Consider the following 15,418-nt stretch of genomic DNA (forward strand, 5'->3'; position numbering starts at 1 on the left):
GAGGGAACGAACCGGGACGTCCGGAAGACCCGTTCGATACGGCGGACGAGCACACGAACGACGAGCGATCGCCGGTCGGAACCGCGCTGGCGACGATCGCCGGGATCGCGGGCGGCGACGACGGCGGCGTCGGGTCGACCGAAACGGGATCGGACGAGCTCGGACGGGCGATCGCGTTCCTCGAGTGGGAGTCGACGGCCGAGCGGGTGATCGAGACGGGATATCGCGCGGGACTCGTGGCGGGACTCTGTTTCGCCGTCGCCGGCGTGGTCCTCGCCGGCGTCGGCTCCGGTCTGCTCGCGGGGCTCTCCGGCGGGCTCGCAGCGACCCACGCGGTACATCGAGGGCCCGTCTGGCTCGCGGCGCTACGGCGAACCCGTGCGCTCGGGGCGACTCCCGGACTCGTCGGGCGACTCGTCCTGCGGATGCGTCTCGATCCGTCGACGGAGCGCGCGGTGCGGTTCGCCGCCCGGACCGGCCGCGGACCGCTCGCGGAGAACCTGCTTCGACACGAGCGACGGTGCGTCAACGGCCCGACCAGCGGGCTCCGTGGGTTCGCCCGCGAGTGGGGTCCGTGGTTCCCGGCGATCGAACGGGCGTCGACGCTCGTCCGAACCGCGGCGGCCGCGCCGGCGGAGCGCCGCGGTCGGTGCCTCGACCGGGCGCTCGAGACGACGCTCTCGGGAACGACGGAACGACTGGCCGAGTTCGTCGGGGACGTCCAGGGGCCGGTCTCGGCGCTGTACGCCTTCGGCGTGCTCCTGCCCCTGGCGCTCGTGGCCTTGCTCCCGGCGGCCGCCGCCTCGGGGGTACCGATCCCGCCGTCGGTCGTTGCCGGGATCTATCTGGTGGCGCTTCCCGCCGGCCTCCTCGCCGCCGCCGCGTGGCTCCTCTCGAAGCGTCCGGTCGCGTTCCCGCCGCCGACGATCGGGAGCGACCACCCGGACGTCCCGGACAGACGCATCCACGCCGTCGCCGTCGGAGTGGGATCCGGCGTCGTCGCCGGGATCGCGTCGGGATCGCTGGTCGCGTCGTGGGCGGCCCCGATCGGGGCGATCGGCGTCGGGACCGGAGCGGCGCTGGTCGTCGTCGTTCGACCGCGACGAGCGGTGCTCTCGCGGGTCACGGCGATCGAGAGCGGGCTCCCGGACGCGATGACGATCGTCGGGGGCGACGTCGCCGAGGGCGTCTCGGTCGAGCGTGCGGTCGCCAACGCCGGCGACAAGCTTGACGGCGCCACCGGAGACGTCTTCGAACTCGCCGCACGCCGCAGTGACACCCTCCGTGTCGACGTTCGAGAGGCGTTTCTGGGCGATGGCGGGCCGGCGGCGACGGTCCCCTCTCCGCGGGTCCAGGGAACCGTCGCCCTGTTGGCGGTCGCCGCGCGGGAGGGCCGGCCGGCAGGGGACGTGCTGTTGGAGCTCGCGGACCAACTCGAACGGCTTCGCGAGCTGGAACGCGACGCACGGAGACAGCTCGCGACGGTGACGGGGACGCTGTCGAACACGGCGGCGGTGTTCGCCCCGCTGGTCGGCGGCGCGACGGTCGCGCTCGCGACCGGCGTCGAGACGATCGGGACCGGCGGGCTCGAGACGACCGCCGCGATGGCGAGCGATCCCCTCGCGGTCGACGGTGCCGCCGGGTCGGTCCCGTCGGCGGGAGCGGCGAGCGGGGACGCCGCGACCGCGCTGTCGGTGCCGGTTCTCGGCCGGATCGTCGGCGTCTACGTGGTCCTCCTCGCCGGGATCCTCACCGCGCTGGGGACGGGTCTCGAACGAGGCTTCGACGGGACGCTCGTCGCGTACCGGATCGGGATCGCGCTGCCGACGGCGACGACCACGTACCTCCTCGCCTTCGCCGCGGCGGGAATGCTGTTGTAGCCGTTCGAGACGTCGAGCGACACCGCGGGCGACGGTTTATATACCAAACCGGAACCATCCGTCTCATGTTCGAGACTCACCTCGATGCCACCTACGCGTGGTTCGGCCTCGCGCTGGTGAGCGTCGCGGCCGTCGGCGTGGTCGTCGCGCTCCCGACGGCCCCGCCGCCGGACGCGGACGGCGTCGCACACACGATCGGGTCGGTGGCGGACGGCGAGTACGTCGCGACCGCCGAACACGGGTTGGCCGCCGATCGGATGCGGCTCACGCCGCGAACGATCGAACTCTCGACCGCCGGCGGCTCCGTCCGTTCGACCGTTCGAGGACCGCCGATAACGCCCGTCCCGCCGGCCGGATCCGGTGACGACCCGCGGCTTCGTCGGGTGTTGAACGGCGTTCCGCCGCGGATCGTCTTCGAGGACCCCGAGCGGTTCGCCGACGCGGCGGCGCGGGCACGGACGGCGGACCACGGGTGGCGGACCGCCCCGGAGCGACTGACCGTTCGGCAGGTTCGATACGGGGGACACCGTGTCACGCTCGCGGGGTGAGCGGTTCGGCGGAGCCGACCGAGCCGCGGTCGAACCGCTCGCCGCGCTGGTCGCCGTGCTCGCGGTCGGTGCGGCCCTCGGGCTGTACGTGACGGCGCTCGACGACGCGACGCCGGGACCCGAAGACCCCGCCGCCGATGCCGCCGACGCCGCCCTGGACCGGATCGAACGCGACGCGACGGTCGGCGGGATCGTCCGTCCGGATCGGTTGCGTCGTCTCGAGGACGAGACGCCGGCGGTCGTCGAACTGGAGACGGAGCGACGACGGTGGCGGGTCGGCGTGGGTGCGGTCTCCCCCGACGCCGGCGGTCGGATCGATCCCCGTTCTCCCGCGGTCGCGCAGCGGTCGGTGACGGTGGCCGTCTCCCCCGGCGAGAACGTTCGCGGCGTGCTCCGGGTGGTGGTCCGGCGATGACGAGCACCGTTCTCGACGTGACGGTCATGCTGCTCTGCGTCTCCGCGAGCGTCATCGCGCTCGGCACCGTCGGGACCGATACCGAAACGGGAGCGGACGCCGCCGCGGACGCCGCCGACCGGCTCGCGACCGAGACCGCGACGGTGACCTACGAGGTCGATGGCGGAGATCACGAGTCGCGGACGGTTCACGCGACCCTCGTGGAACTGCTCGCGGCGTCCGTACGGGGGCCGTCGGGGACGGACCGCGAAACCGTGGACCGGTTCCGGTCCCGCGTGCTCGACCGCGTGACGGACGCGCTCGACGGACGGTTTCGGGTCGACGTACGGTACGAGACGAACGACCCGTCGTCGGGGATCGACGCGCTGGGCGGAGGTGGCCACCACGTCCGAGACGGGGACGGGATCGGTCCGTGGACGGTCACGATCGGAAACGAACCGCCCGCGAACGCCGACGTGACCGCGGCCGTTCTCACGCATCCCGGCCCGGATCGGATCGGTTCGGCTCGGATCGACCCGGACGGACCAGGGCGGTTTCGGATCGTCGTGAGGGCGTGGTAGATGGGGAGATCGAGACGCGTTCGCACGGTGTCGCTCGCCGACGACGAACGGGCCCGGGTTCCGTTCGCGCTCGTCGGCGTGCTGCTTCTCGTGACCAGTTCGGCGTACGCCGCCGGCGTCGTCGATCAGGGTCTCGTGAGCGAGGACCGGAGCGTCGAACGCGCGATGGAACGGGTGGACGCGGACGCGACGGCGGCGCTCAGACACGCCGCTCGCGAGGCCGCCCACGACGCCGCCGAACGACCGGTGACTCGAGCAACGGCGATCGAACGCGACGGTGCGGGTCCCGCGTGGCGGACCGCCGACGGGACGCCGACGGACGCCGTCCGTTCCGGCTCCGCCTTCGAGGACGCGTTCCGGATCCGGCTGGCGCTCGCCGGCACGGAGGCGCTGGACGCGGTGACCGCCGGGGTCGGCGACGTCTCCGTCACCGCCGGGTTCGAACGGATCGACGGTCCGCTCGCGCCGAGCGATCTGGAGTCGCTCCGGGAGACGGTACGTGCGGAGCCGGTCGCGGACGGGACGGCCGTTCGCGTGGTCTTCGAGGACGTGACGCTGACCGCGACGCGGAGCGGTTGGACGGTGGGCGAGCGAACCGAGAACCGGACCGTCGTCGTCGCCGTTCCGACGTTCGCGGCCCACGAGCGGACCGAGCGGTTCGAGACGCGGCTGAATCGCGGTCCCGTCGAGGGTCCGGGACTCGGTCGACAGCTGACCGCCAGTCTCTATCCGGTGACGTGGGCTCGAGGGTACGGCCAGTACGCCGGCGCGCCGATCGAGAACGTGCTCGCGAACCGGCACGTCGAGCTGTCGACGAACGCCGGGATCGTCAGGACCCAGCGGGACGTGTTCGGCACGAGCGACCCGGACGCTCGAGGCGGCGTCGCCGAGGCAACGGCGAGGACCGGGCTGACGGACCTCCTCGCGCCGACGGAGTTGGACGAGTCGGCGTGGAGCGAGCGCGTCCTCGACACGCCGACGCCCGACCCGAACGCCGGCGGAGACGGGTTCGGACCGGCGAGAAACCACTCCGACCGGACGACGTCGGTCTCGGTCGGTCACGCGGCCGACGTGGCCGCCGTGTCGGTCCACGACGATCTGGAGGCCGAAATGCGGGACAGCTACCGGGTGGAGGCGTCGCTCGAGGTTTCCGCCGACCGGTTCGTCGCGGGCGGGCGGCCGCGACCGCCGCGGCCGAGCGGTGGCGCGGGGCGATGGGAACGGGTGAGCGTGTCAACCGACGAGACCACGCGCGTCGTCTCCGACGACGGGACACCGACGGGCGTCCCGTCCGGCACCGTCGAATCGGGCGAGCGGGTCGATTTCGGTTCGACGACCCGCGAGGTCAGGATCGAACGGGTCGCGACCGGTCGGTGGAAGCAGGTCGTCAGACGAAAGGTCGTCGTCGAGTCGGCGGTGGTGGACGAGAACGGAACCGTCCTGAAACCGGCAACGTACGGGATGCGCGACGTGGTCGTCGACCGGGAGACGACCCGGGCGAGCGCGACCGACCGGTACCGCGTCTCGGTCGACGTGACCGGGAGATACGAGCCGCGAGACCGCGCTCCCGATCGACCGACCGGGACGTTCGGCGCCGGAGACGGAACCGGCGGGGCCGACCTCACCGGAACGCCTGCCGCCGCTCGATCGGATCTCGGCGTCGACGAAGCCCGCGACGTCGACCGGCTCGCTCGAGAGGCGGTCGACCACGGCGACGTCGAGCGCTCGACCGTCGTGTTCGGCGAGCGATCGGAGCGGGCGGTGGAGCGGGTCAGGTCCGACCTCGACGACCTCCGGGTCGTGGTCCGAGGGATCGAATCCGAACTGTCCATGGAGGAGATGGCAGTCGGCGAGGCGGACCCGTACGGCGGACTCGCCGGGACGATCCGCGACCGTCGGAGCGATCTCGTGGACGCGCCGCGGACCTACGACGGCGCGGTCGACCGGGCGCGGATCTCGGTCCGGATCGCCTATCTCGAGTCGGTCGCCGAGGAGTTGGAATCGGCGAGCGAGGACGAGGAGGTCGCCACCGACGCGTTCCTCGAGCGGGTGGAGGACGCGTTCGGCGGGCCGTCGATCGGGGAGGTCATCGCGAGCCGAGAGGCCGCACGCGACACGGAGACGTACCGGATCGGCGACGAGGGGCCGGGCGGCTCCGTCGAGTTGACGCCGAACGCCTCCCCCGGGTACCTCCCGCGGACCGCCGTCGACGGGGCGACCGTCGAGGCCGTCGACGGGACGACCACTCGACCGCTCGCCGTCCGGAACCTCAACTACGTGACCGTCCCGTACGGCGACGTGGCGAGTGGCGTGGTCGAGCGGGTGCTCGGGAGCGGGGACCACGTTCGGATCGGCGTGGCCGGACGCGTCCTCCTCGCGGCCGATCGGTCGCTCGCGGAACGGAGCGATCCCGATCTGCGGGCCGACAGGAACGAGCTCGCGGACCGGGTCGAATCGGCGAGCGCGACCGTCGACCGTGAACTGGTCGCCACGCTCGGAGACCGGACCGCGTTGACGCGCTCCGACGCGCGGGCGGTCGTCGGGGCGGTCGCGGGAGAGTACGGGTCGCCGGGCTCGCGTGCGGTCGCCATCGACGAGGGCGAGTACGCGGATCGGATCGCGTCCGAGGCCGCGAGCGTCGAGGAGTTGTCCGACGGAGAGGAGGGGGCGATCGCGGCGCGGCTCCGCGTCACGCTCCGGGACGCGACCGGTCGGGACGCCGTCCGGATCCCGACGAGGTTCGTCGACGGGCCGACCGAGGCGGTACGAGGACACGTTCGCGGGGAGATCGAGGGCGCGGTCGAGGACGAACTGCGACGCGGGAGCGAGGCGGCCGTCGATCGGTGGGCGTCGGACTCCGATCGAGCGGTCGCGCGCTGGATGCGGGAGCCGAATCGAAGCATCGGGGCGGGACTCCCCGTCGCTCCCGTTCCGGGGTACTGGGTGGCGACGGTCAATGCCTGGCGAGTCGAGGCTCGCGGCGAGTACCCGCGGTTCACGCTGTCCGGCGACGTCGGGACGCCGAACCGCCCCTTCGAGTACGTCCGTGAGGAGGCAACGGTGACCGTCGACGTCGGCGGCGAGCGAGTCGAACTGGGACGGACGGAGCCGGTTCGGTTCGAGACCGAGACCGTCGTCGTGGTCGCGGTTCCCGCGGGTTCGCCCGGCGTCGGGGACGTGGACGGGACGCGAGACGAGACCTCTCCCGGGTGGTGAGCGCGGAAATCGAAACCGCCCGTGTGGCCGACCGGAGGCGTTTTGGGACGCGACCGCCGATCACGGGTATGTTCCACGAGGTCGTCGACGGGTCGGGCGGACCCGCCTCGATCGACGGCGGAGAGGCCGACCAGAGTGATGTTGAGGGTGGCGAGGAGATCGAGGCAACGGCGCTCTCGGCGGCGTTCGAGTCGATGCTGATCGAGGCGGCCGCCGAGGTCGTTCGCGATGGAACCGGCGACGGACCGTCGATCGATCCGGCGATCATCGAGGCGATCGACGACGGCGACGCCGCGAGCCTGACCGTCGAGGAGGCGGTATCGGTCCTCGCGGCCGCCGACGGCCGCGACGCCGACGCGATGGTCGCCGAGCTCCGGGACCACCTCCTCATGGGAATGGCGACGGCGGTGCTCGACGTCGACACGATCGCGGCGTCGATCGACGCCGACCTCACCGGCCAGGAGGTCCAGCAGGTCCTCGAGGGTCGCGCGGCGATGACGCTCGACCAGCTCGCGGAGGTCATGGCGGTCGTCGAGACGCGCAAGCCATGAGGGTCGCCATCGTCGGCTGCGGCTACGTCGGGCTCGCGCTCGCGGGGCAGCTCGCCGACCGCGACCACGACGTGACCGGGGTTCGGCGGTCGGACGCGGGACTCGACACGGTCGAGGCGGTCGCCGAGGGCGTCGGATCCGTTCGCGCGGACGCGACCGATCCGGCCTCGCTCGCCGCGCTGCCCGACGCGGACGCGGTCGTGTTCGCGGCCAGTTCGGGCGGTCGGGGCGCCGAGGCCGCCCGCGAGGTCTACGTCGACGGACTCCGGAACGTCGTCGAGGAGTACGGCGGCCGCGCCAGCGCCCCCGACCGGTTGGTGTACACGTCCTCGACCGGCGTGTACGGCGATCACGGCGGCGCGTGGGTCGACGAGGGGACGCCGATCGAGCCCACCACCGAGAAGACGCGGGTGCTCGCCGAGGCGGAGCGCGTCGCGCTCGAGGGAGCGGCCGAGCACGGCATCGACGGCACGGTCGCGCGGTTCGCGGGCCTGTACGGGCCGGATCGGTATCGGCTCGACCGGTACCTCGAGGGACCGGTGACCGCCGGCTACCTCAACATGGTTCACCGCGACGACGCCGCGGGCGCGATACGGTTCCTCCTCGAGACGGACGCAGCCCGCGGGGAGCCCGTGGTCGTCGTCGACGACGAGCCGGTCGAGAAACACGCGTTCGCCGACTGGCTCGCCGACGAGTGCGGGGTCGACCGGCCGGAGAAGCGCTCGAAGGAGGCACGGATCGCCGCGGGCGACCTCTCGACTGCGGCCGAACGCCGGATCCGGACGAGCAAGCGGTGTTCGAACGAACGGCTGCGAGGGCTCGGATACGAGTTCGCGTACCCGACGTTCCGCGAGGGCTATCGCGACGCGGTAGACGAGTTCCGCCGATCGCGGGAGTGAGGCGGTCGCCGATCGGCGGTCGGCGGTCGAGAGCCGGTGGCGCGTCACGGGTCGGTGGAGCGTCGCGATCCGGCCGATCGTCGCGATCCGGTCGGATCCACGAGGTCGGAACTCCCACGAAGCTTCTTGTGGTCCCGGTGACTCCGGGGGGACGTATGTGGGCCCCAGCAACGGTCAGCGGGCGGCTCTCGGAGGCGGAGGCGTTCGTCCGGGAGAACCCCGAACTGGCCGCCAGCGCGGTCCTCGGTGCGGTCGTCGTGCTCGTCAGCACGTACGCGTTCGTCCGGGCGCGGCGGCCGGCGGGCGAGGAGTTCCGGCGGCTGCTGGCGGACGAATCGGAGATCGCGGTGCTGATGCACCCCAATCCGGACCCGGACGCGATGGCGGCGGCGATCGGCGTCTCGTCGCTGGCGGACCAACTCGACGTCGACGCGACCATCCAGTATCCGGGACAGATCCGCCATCAGGAGAACCGGGCGTTCCGAACGGTGCTGGACCTCGAGCTCGACCGGATCGACCACGTCAGCGACCTCGCGGCGGAGACGGTCGTCCTCGTCGACCACAACGAGGCGCGCGGGTTCGCCGGGGCCGACGGCGTGTTGCCGACCGCCGTCGTCGACCACCATCCGGGGGACGGACGCGGCGACGAGTTCACCGACGTCCGGACCGACTACGGGGCGACCGCCTCCGTCGTCGCGGAGTACTTCGACGACATGGGAGCGATCCCCGTGCCGCCGGACAAACACGCGAGCGAGACGGGCGGCGACCTCGTCCTGTCCACCCGGGCGGCGACCGGGCTCCTCTACGGCATCCTCACCGACACCAAACACCTCACCGTCGGCGCGAGCGAGCCGGACTTCGCCTCGGCGGCGTACGTCTACCCCGGCGTCGACCAGGACCGGCTGGACCGGATCGCCAACCCCGCCGTCGACGCGGAGGTACTGGAGGTGAAAGCCCGCGCGATAGCCGGCCGGCAGATCGAGGGGTCGTTCGCGGTCGCGGACGTCGGCGGCGTGAACAACGTCGACGCGATCCCGCAGGCGGCCGACGAGCTGATCCAGCTCGAGGGCGTCAGCGCGGTCGTCGTCATCGGGGAGCGTGACGGCACGATCCACCTCTCGGGACGGTCCCGCGACGACCGGGTCCACATGGGCAACGCCATCGACTCGGTGCTCTCGGAGGTCACGAACGGGAACGGCGGCGGCCACTCGCGCATGGGCGGCGGCACGATCACCCCGGAGGTGGACCCCACGGGAGAATCGGAGCCGGAGACGGTCGACCGTGACGGGCTGGCGGACGCCCTCTTCCGGGCCATGGCCGGCGACGTGTGACGGGCGGGATCCGACCGCGACGACGTACCATCGCGACGGGGCGGTCGAACCGACGGTAACGATTAAGCCGGAACCGCCGGATCGGAGGGTATGGAGATAGAGGGAGTCCACGGCGGATGGCTGACGCTCGCGGGTGTCGGTGCCGGCTACGCGCTCGCGACGGGGCTGATCTTTCTCGCGTTCTTCCTGCTCCCGTATCTCGCCGTGAGCGCGCTCTAACCCGCGAACGGAACCGATCAGTCGGTCCGCGGCACCGCGTACGCGCCGAGCGCGAGGAACCCGGCCGCGAGCGCGGCGAGCACGGCGAGGTCGCCGACCCACGGTCCCGGCTCGTGGACGATCGCCCGCGTCCCGCGGGCGAAGTAGGTCAGCGGCGAGGCGGCGACGGCCGGCAGGAACCAATCGGGCAACAGCGCGGGCGGGACGAACGTCTCGGAGAGGAATAAAAGCGGGAGCGCGACCGTGTTGCTCGCGGCGATCACCCCGTCCTGTGAGTCCGCGAGCGCGCCGAGGACCGCGCCGAGCCCGCAGAACAGCGCGACTGCGAGGGCGACGAAGACCGGCAAGACGAGAAGCGCCGGCGAGACGACGAGCGCCGCGTCGGTCACGGCGAGCACGAGCCCCAGTATCAGGAGGCTGGCCGCGCCGATGATCGCGACGTTGACCAGCGTGTGCGCCAGCAGCCACTCCCCGCGGGTCAACGGCGTGGTCGCGAGCTTCTCGAAGCGGCCGCCGTCGCGGTGGCGGGCGATCTCCGAGCCGACCCGCGAGAGCGGCGTGAAGAGGACGACGACGGCGAGGTAGCCGGGGATGTAGTAGCCGGCCGGCTCGGCGAAGAGCCCGCCGCCGGTCGGCTGGGTCCGGACCAGCGCGCCGAAGATGACGACGAGGATCACGGGGAAGAAGAACGTGAAGAAGACGGCGGTGCGCCGCCGGAGGAACGACCGCGCGGCCGCGGTCGCCTCCGTGAGCACTCGCGAGGTCCGGCTCATCGGTCCCCTCCGTCGTCGAGGGAGTCATCGGGAACGCCCCCGCCGGCTCGCGGCGAGTACTCCTCGCCGGTCAGTCGGAGGTAGACGTCCTCGAGCGACGGCTCCGCCCACGTCAGCGACTCGAACTCGACGCCCGCCTCCCCGAGCGCGTCGACGACCGCGCCGATCCCCTCGGGTCGCACGCCGAGCACCCGCAGCCCGTCGGCGGTCGCCTCGATCTCCAGTTCGTCCGCTGTCGCCCCGATCTCGGGTTCGCCGGCGGTCGCCGCCGTCCCGACGCCGTCGAGCGCGCCGGAAGCGGTCTCGAGAGCGCCGTCGTCCGGCGGCGACCCGTCGATCTCGACCTCCAGACGCGGCCGGCCGCCGTGGTCGGCGATCAGGTCGGCGGGCGCGCCGACGGCGACGACGCCGCCGTCGCGCAACAGCGCCACGCGGTCGGCGAGCCGCTCGACCTCGTCCATCGCGTGGCTCGTGAGGAACACCGTGGTGCCGGCGGCGGCGAGCCGCTCCACCAGCCGGTGGATCGAGCGTCGCCCGGCGGGGTCGATCCCGGTCGTCGGCTCGTCTAAAAAGAGCAGGTCGGGGTCGTTGACGATGGCGGTCGCGACGCAGGTCCGTCGCTTCTGTCCGCCCGAGAGCGTCTCGTACCAGGCGTCGGCGTCGTCGGCCATTCCCACGTCGTCCAGAACGGCCTCGACCTCGCGGGCGTCCTCGTAGAGGCCGCCGTAGTAGTCGACGAGCTCGCGGGCGGTGAGCCGTTCCGGCGGGTCGAACGACTGCGGCAGGAGCCCGATCCGTTGGGGGTCGACCGCGCTCGGCGACGATCCGAGGACCCGGATCGTCCCCTCGGCGTCGGTCGTGCCGGTGAGCGCGCGCACGAGCGTCGTCTTGCCCGCGCCGTTGGGACCGATCAGCCCGAACACCTCGCCCTCCCCGACCGTCACGTCGACGCCGTCGAGCGCGACGACGTCGCCGTACGACTTCCGGACCCCTTCGCCGACGACCACGGGGGCGTCGCCGGCCTCCGCCGCGTCGGTCGCGGACGCCGACGCCGACGCGGCCGTCGTCTCGTTCATGCGTTCGGATCCGGGGGCCGCGCGCGTAAGGGTTGCTCTTCGTCGCCGATCCGCACGACCTCTCCGCCGCCGATCCGCACGATCGTCCTTCGACGGTACGGCGGGAGTTCGAACGTGACGTGGCCGAGTCGGTCCCTACGGTCGGGTCGTCGGGCCGTCGGGGGGTTCCGCGTTCGGCTCCGCGATACGGGCAAGACGTACCGGACCGAAGGTGTGTTAGTGCTCGGGGCCCTCTGACCGGTAATGGGAGTTCAGGAGCAGTACCCGTTCGACGTGGCGGCCGTCCGCGACGACTTCCCGATCCTCGATCGGCTGGTCGGCGGCGACCCCACCTCGCCCGGGCAGGACGAGGCGGACGACGTCGACCTCGTGTACCTCGACAACGCGGCGACTTCACACACCCCCGACCCGGTCGTCGACGCGATCGCCGACTACTACCGGAGCTACAACTCGAACGTCCACCGCGGGATCCATCAGCTGAGCCAGGAGGCGTCGGTGGCCTACGAGGAGGCCCACGACGTCGTCGCCGACTTCATCGGCGCGGCCGGCCGCGAGGAAGTGGTCTTCACGAAGAACACGACGGAGGCGATGAACCTCGTCGCGTACGCGTGGGGGCTCGAGGAGCTCGGTTCCGGCGACAACGTCGTGCTCACGCAGATGGAACACCACGCCTCGCTCGTCACCTGGCAGCAGATCGGCAAGAAGACCGGCGCGGAGGTGCGGTTCATCGAGGTGACCGACGAGGGGAGACTCGACATGGCCGACGCCGAGGCGAAGATCGACGACGACACGGAGATGGTGTCGGCGGTCCACGTCTCGAACACGCTCGGGACCGTGAACCCGATCCGCGAGCTGGCGGAACTGGCACACGACCACGACGGGCTGATCTTCGCGGACGCGGCCCAGTCGGTGCCGAACCGCCCGGTCGACGTCGCGGAGCTCGACGTCGACTTCCTCGCCTTCTCGGGCCACAAGATGTGCGGACCGACCGGGATCGGCGCGCTGTACGGCCGGGAGGAACTGCTCGAGTCGATGGAGCCGTACCTCTACGGCGGCGAGATGATCCGGAAGGTGACCTTCGAGGAGTCGACCTGGGAGGACCTCCCGTGGAAGTTCGAGGCCGGCACTCCCTCGATCGCCCAAGCGATCGGGCTCGTGGCCGCGATCGAGTACCTCGAGGAGGTCGGTCTCGAGCGGATCGAGGAACACGAGACCCTGCTCGCCGAGTACGCCTACGACCGCCTGACGGACCTCGGCGGCGTGGAGATCTACGGCCCGCCGGGCGACGAGCGCGGCGGGCTCGTCGCGTTCAACGTCGAGGACGTCCACGCACACGACCTCTCGAGCGTCCTCAACGACTACGGCGTCGCGATCCGCGCGGGCGACCACTGTACCCAGCCGCTCCACGACGAACTGGGCGTCGCCGCCTCCGCACGCGCGTCCTTCTACCTCTACAACACGGTCGAGGAGGTCGACGCCCTCGTCGACGCGGTCCGAGAAGCGCGGGACCTGTTCGCCTGAGCCGGGTCCCGCCTCCCCGACCTCTTCTTTCCTTCCTTCCTTCCTTCCGACCTCCTCCTTCCTTCCGACCTCCTCGTCGAACGACCTCCGAACCCGTTTCGAGCCGTCTCGGGACGTTCCGAGGCCGTTCTTGGACCCTCGCGTCTGCCCGTTTTTCGTACCGCGCGTCTCGTTCCTGTACCGTGTGTCTCGTTTCCGTATCGCTCGAATTCGGTCGCTTCGAGGCATGACAACCCGGGCCGCACAATACTTATCCTAGTGACACACGAATTTCGACTCTGAGAGAAACGAATACTACACACGTAGTAGCCGTCCTCCGTCGACGACGCGTCGCCCCAGAACCACACCATGACCGACGACCGAACTCGAGACCGACACGCGACCGGAACCGCCACGCGAACCAACGCCTCCGATCGGGGGAACGCCCGCCCGTCGCGAACCGAGACGGGGGACCCGTCGGGACGCGATCCCGAACGCTCCCCCGGAAGCGGCACCGAGCGTCCACCGCGGGCGACGGTCCTCCACGTGGAACCGGACCCGGAGTCGACGGAGGTGCTCGCGACGTTCCTCGAGCGGTTCGAACCGGACGTCGCGGTGCGGTCGGTCGGTCGAGTCTCGGAGGCGCGCGAGGTACTCGAGACGGTCGATTGCGTGATAACCGAACAGCGGCTCCCGGACGGGTCCGGGATCGGTCTGCTGGAATCCGCCCGCAAGCGAGGGATTCGGACGCCGTTTCTGTTTCACACGACCTGCCACGAGTCCGTCGTCGAGGCCCGAGCGTTCGAATCGGGCGCGGCCGCCTACGTCCGCAAACGGTCCGAGCGCGGCCAGTACGAGCGGCTGATCGGCGTGCTCCGCGAACGCCTCGAGACGACCGGCGACGAGGGTGCCGCCTCGATCGGACCGTCGAAATCCGCCCCCACCGTCTCCGAGGCGGGCGTGGGAACGCCGCCGTTGCGTTCGGAGGAGTGACGTCGCGGGCGTCGATCGACGGGGACGGCCGGTTCGATGGCGTGACGGCCAGTTCGGCGGCGTGACGGCCGCGACGGAACGCTTTTGAACGCGACAGGCCTATCCGGAACCAGTATGGGAACCGGCTCGGACATGTACCGACAGCAGATCCTCGACCACTACAAGAACCCGCGCAACTACGGGGAACTCGAGGATCCGGACTTCACACACGTCGGGGAGAACCCCTCCTGTGGCGACACGATCAAGATCGAGGTCGACCTCGACGACGACGGCGACCGGATCGAGCGGGTCGGGTTCACCGGCGACGGCTGTGCCATCTCGATGGCCTCCGCGAGCATGCTCTCCGAGCGGCTCCACGGGATGACCGTCGACGAGCTCGACGCGCTCGACACCGACGACGTCACCGAGATGCTCGGCGTCGAGATCTCCCCGATGCGGATCAAGTGCGCCGTGCTCGGCCGACAGGTCGCCCAGGACGGCGCGAAGATCCACCGCGGCGAGCTCGACCCCGACGCCGACCGGAGCCGAACCGAGGAGTAACGGGCCCGTCAGCCGCGAGTACGGGTCGATACCCGCGAACCACCGCGTTTCCGCCGCTTCGTCGGTCGAGCACGGGACTTTTCTTCGCGAACCACGTTCGAGCACACATGAGCGACGGGTTCGACAAGGAGGCCGAACGCGAGAAGCTCCGCGAGAAGTTCGCGGAGGACGAGAAGAAGCGCGAGCACACCCAGCGGATGTCCGAGTTGCTCTTACAGGGGGCGACGATGACGAACCGCCACTGCGAGACGTGTGGCGATCCGATCTTCCGACACGACGGCCGGGAGTTCTGCCCGACGTGTCACGCGACCGACGACGGATACGAGGTCCCGGCAGGCGACGAGACCGGAGCGGACGAGGACGGCTCGGCCGCGGCTGCCGACCAGACGACGGCTCCGGAAACGGCCCGGAACCGACCGGGGCCGGCGGCGGCCGCCAACGGCGACGCCGGCGTCGACGCCACGGCCGGCACGGATCCCGCCGTCGAGAACGACGTCATCGCATCGAACGACGCCGGACCGAACGCCACGGAACCGGCCGGGGTCGGCGGCGAACATGACGCCTCGGAGGAGGCCGTCGGGCGATCGCCGTCGTCGACGCCGCCGACGACCGCGGCGTCACCGAACTCGGCCGGCGAAGCCGCACCCGACCGGGACGCGGTCGGCGGCGACGCGACCGGCGGGATCGCCGCGGCCCGCGAGTCGCTGACGCGGACGCTGACCCGGTTCGCCCGCGCGGCGGAGGAGACGGACGACCCGCGGCGTGCCCGCGATCACCTGCGAGCGGCGCGGGAGGCGGCGGAGGCGCTCGCGGCGCTCGACTGAGACTCCGGTTTTCGGATCGTTGCTGACGTGGTGGACGCGTCCAAAGGTCCAGTCACGTCGTCGTCGGCTCAGCGGTCGGCAATGCCACCGTAC

General features: G+C 71.5%; 15 protein-coding genes. 13 read left to right on the plus strand and 2 right to left on the minus strand.

Features of this window, described 5'->3' with window-relative positions:
- The first annotated feature begins 95 nt into the window (after positions 1-95).
- The 9 genes from F3H10_RS07960 to F3H10_RS16450 all read left to right on the plus strand — a co-directional run bounded on the left by F3H10_RS07960 (position 96) and on the right by F3H10_RS16450 (position 9,619).
- Positions 96-1,880 (plus strand): type II secretion system F family protein, encoded by a 1,785-nt coding sequence (locus tag F3H10_RS07960; protein WP_223174272.1) that lies wholly within the window; start codon positions 96-98, stop codon positions 1,878-1,880.
- A gap of 65 nt (positions 1,881-1,945) precedes the next feature.
- Positions 1,946-2,428, plus strand: a complete 483-nt coding sequence (locus tag F3H10_RS07965; protein ID WP_149784246.1) for a DUF7283 family protein — start codon at positions 1,946-1,948, stop codon at positions 2,426-2,428.
- A complete protein-coding gene (locus F3H10_RS07970) occupies positions 2,409-2,843 on the plus strand; it encodes a DUF7285 family protein (protein WP_149784247.1) in 435 nt (144 codons plus the stop codon). The genes F3H10_RS07965 and F3H10_RS07970 overlap by 20 nt, the downstream gene beginning before the upstream one ends.
- Entirely contained in the window at positions 2,840-3,403 is a 564-nt protein-coding gene (locus F3H10_RS07975; protein ID WP_149784248.1) for a DUF7284 family protein, read from the plus strand. Before F3H10_RS07970 ends, F3H10_RS07975 begins: the two co-directional genes overlap by 4 nt.
- Positions 3,404-6,619, plus strand: a complete 3,216-nt coding sequence (locus tag F3H10_RS07980; RefSeq protein ID WP_149784249.1) for a DUF7286 family protein — start codon at positions 3,404-3,406, stop codon at positions 6,617-6,619.
- Between the two features lie 68 nt (positions 6,620-6,687).
- Entirely contained in the window at positions 6,688-7,170 is a 483-nt protein-coding gene (locus tag F3H10_RS07985) for a DUF5791 family protein (RefSeq protein WP_149784250.1), read from the plus strand.
- The gene (locus F3H10_RS07990) at positions 7,167-8,069 is read left to right on the plus strand and encodes an NAD-dependent epimerase/dehydratase family protein (protein WP_149784251.1); all 903 of its coding nucleotides are present in this window, start codon (positions 7,167-7,169) and stop codon (positions 8,067-8,069) included. The genes F3H10_RS07985 and F3H10_RS07990 overlap by 4 nt, the downstream gene beginning before the upstream one ends.
- 155 nt (positions 8,070-8,224) lie before the next feature.
- The gene (locus tag F3H10_RS07995; protein ID WP_149784252.1) at positions 8,225-9,400 is read left to right on the plus strand and encodes a DHH family phosphoesterase; all 1,176 of its coding nucleotides are present in this window, start codon (positions 8,225-8,227) and stop codon (positions 9,398-9,400) included.
- A gap of 90 nt (positions 9,401-9,490) precedes the next feature.
- Positions 9,491-9,619 carry a hypothetical protein gene (locus F3H10_RS16450; protein WP_262488564.1) on the plus strand — a complete coding sequence of 43 codons (129 nt, stop codon included), beginning with the start codon at positions 9,491-9,493 and terminating at the stop codon, positions 9,617-9,619.
- 17 nt (positions 9,620-9,636) lie between these two features.
- On the opposite strand, the gene F3H10_RS08000 is transcribed toward F3H10_RS16450, so the two are convergent.
- Positions 9,637-10,392: an ABC transporter permease gene (locus F3H10_RS08000; protein WP_149784253.1), complete on the minus strand. Its 756-nt coding sequence runs from the start codon at positions 10,390-10,392 to the stop codon at positions 9,637-9,639.
- Positions 10,389-11,468 carry an ABC transporter ATP-binding protein gene (locus F3H10_RS08005; RefSeq protein WP_149784254.1) on the minus strand — a complete coding sequence of 360 codons (1,080 nt, stop codon included), beginning with the start codon at positions 11,466-11,468 and terminating at the stop codon, positions 10,389-10,391. Before F3H10_RS08005 ends, F3H10_RS08000 begins: the two co-directional genes overlap by 4 nt.
- Positions 11,469-11,711: 243 nt before the next feature.
- Between F3H10_RS08005 and F3H10_RS08010 the strand changes: the two genes are divergently transcribed.
- The 4 genes from F3H10_RS08010 to F3H10_RS08025 all read left to right on the plus strand — a co-directional run bounded on the left by F3H10_RS08010 (position 11,712) and on the right by F3H10_RS08025 (position 15,325).
- On the plus strand, positions 11,712-12,989 hold the full coding sequence (locus F3H10_RS08010; RefSeq protein WP_149784255.1) for an aminotransferase class V-fold PLP-dependent enzyme: 1,278 nt from the start codon (positions 11,712-11,714) through the stop codon (positions 12,987-12,989).
- 348 nt (positions 12,990-13,337) lie between these two features.
- Entirely contained in the window at positions 13,338-13,961 is a 624-nt protein-coding gene (locus tag F3H10_RS08015) for a response regulator (protein WP_149784256.1), read from the plus strand.
- A gap of 114 nt (positions 13,962-14,075) precedes the next feature.
- Positions 14,076-14,501, plus strand: a complete 426-nt coding sequence (sufU, locus tag F3H10_RS08020) for a Fe-S cluster assembly sulfur transfer protein SufU (protein WP_149784257.1) — start codon at positions 14,076-14,078, stop codon at positions 14,499-14,501.
- A 107-nt stretch (positions 14,502-14,608) separates the two neighbouring features.
- The gene (locus F3H10_RS08025) at positions 14,609-15,325 is read left to right on the plus strand and encodes an Sjogren's syndrome/scleroderma autoantigen 1 family protein (protein ID WP_149784258.1); all 717 of its coding nucleotides are present in this window, start codon (positions 14,609-14,611) and stop codon (positions 15,323-15,325) included.
- Positions 15,326-15,418 lie beyond the last annotated feature (93 nt).

Origin of the sequence: Halorubrum aquaticum (assembly GCF_900113615.1) — an archaeon.
In the GTDB taxonomy this organism is placed as follows: Archaea; Halobacteriota; Halobacteria; order Halobacteriales; family Haloferacaceae; genus Halorubrum; species Halorubrum aquaticum.

Excerpts from the sequence above, each read along its gene's own strand:
- F3H10_RS07995 (WP_149784252.1), top strand. The coding sequence starts at position 8,225 with ATGTGGGCCCCAGCAACGGTCAGCGGGCGGCTCTCGGAGGCGGAGGCG.
- F3H10_RS08010 (WP_149784255.1), top strand. The coding sequence starts at position 11,712 with ATGGGAGTTCAGGAGCAGTACCCGTTCGACGTGGCGGCCGTCCGCGAC.
- F3H10_RS07985 (WP_149784250.1), top strand. The coding sequence starts at position 6,688 with ATGTTCCACGAGGTCGTCGACGGGTCGGGCGGACCCGCCTCGATCGAC.
- F3H10_RS08025 (WP_149784258.1), top strand. The coding sequence starts at position 14,609 with ATGAGCGACGGGTTCGACAAGGAGGCCGAACGCGAGAAGCTCCGCGAG.
- F3H10_RS07975 (WP_149784248.1), top strand. The coding sequence starts at position 2,840 with ATGACGAGCACCGTTCTCGACGTGACGGTCATGCTGCTCTGCGTCTCC.
- F3H10_RS07980 (WP_149784249.1), top strand. The coding sequence starts at position 3,404 with ATGGGGAGATCGAGACGCGTTCGCACGGTGTCGCTCGCCGACGACGAA.
- F3H10_RS08000 (WP_149784253.1), bottom strand. The coding sequence starts at position 10,392 with ATGAGCCGGACCTCGCGAGTGCTCACGGAGGCGACCGCGGCCGCGCGG.
- sufU (WP_149784257.1), top strand. The coding sequence starts at position 14,076 with ATGGGAACCGGCTCGGACATGTACCGACAGCAGATCCTCGACCACTAC.
- F3H10_RS08015 (WP_149784256.1), top strand. The coding sequence starts at position 13,338 with ATGACCGACGACCGAACTCGAGACCGACACGCGACCGGAACCGCCACG.
- F3H10_RS08005 (WP_149784254.1), bottom strand. The coding sequence starts at position 11,468 with ATGAACGAGACGACGGCCGCGTCGGCGTCGGCGTCCGCGACCGACGCG.
- F3H10_RS07990 (WP_149784251.1), top strand. The coding sequence starts at position 7,167 with ATGAGGGTCGCCATCGTCGGCTGCGGCTACGTCGGGCTCGCGCTCGCG.
- F3H10_RS16450 (WP_262488564.1), top strand. The coding sequence starts at position 9,491 with ATGGAGATAGAGGGAGTCCACGGCGGATGGCTGACGCTCGCGGGTGTC.
- F3H10_RS07965 (WP_149784246.1), top strand. The coding sequence starts at position 1,946 with ATGTTCGAGACTCACCTCGATGCCACCTACGCGTGGTTCGGCCTCGCG.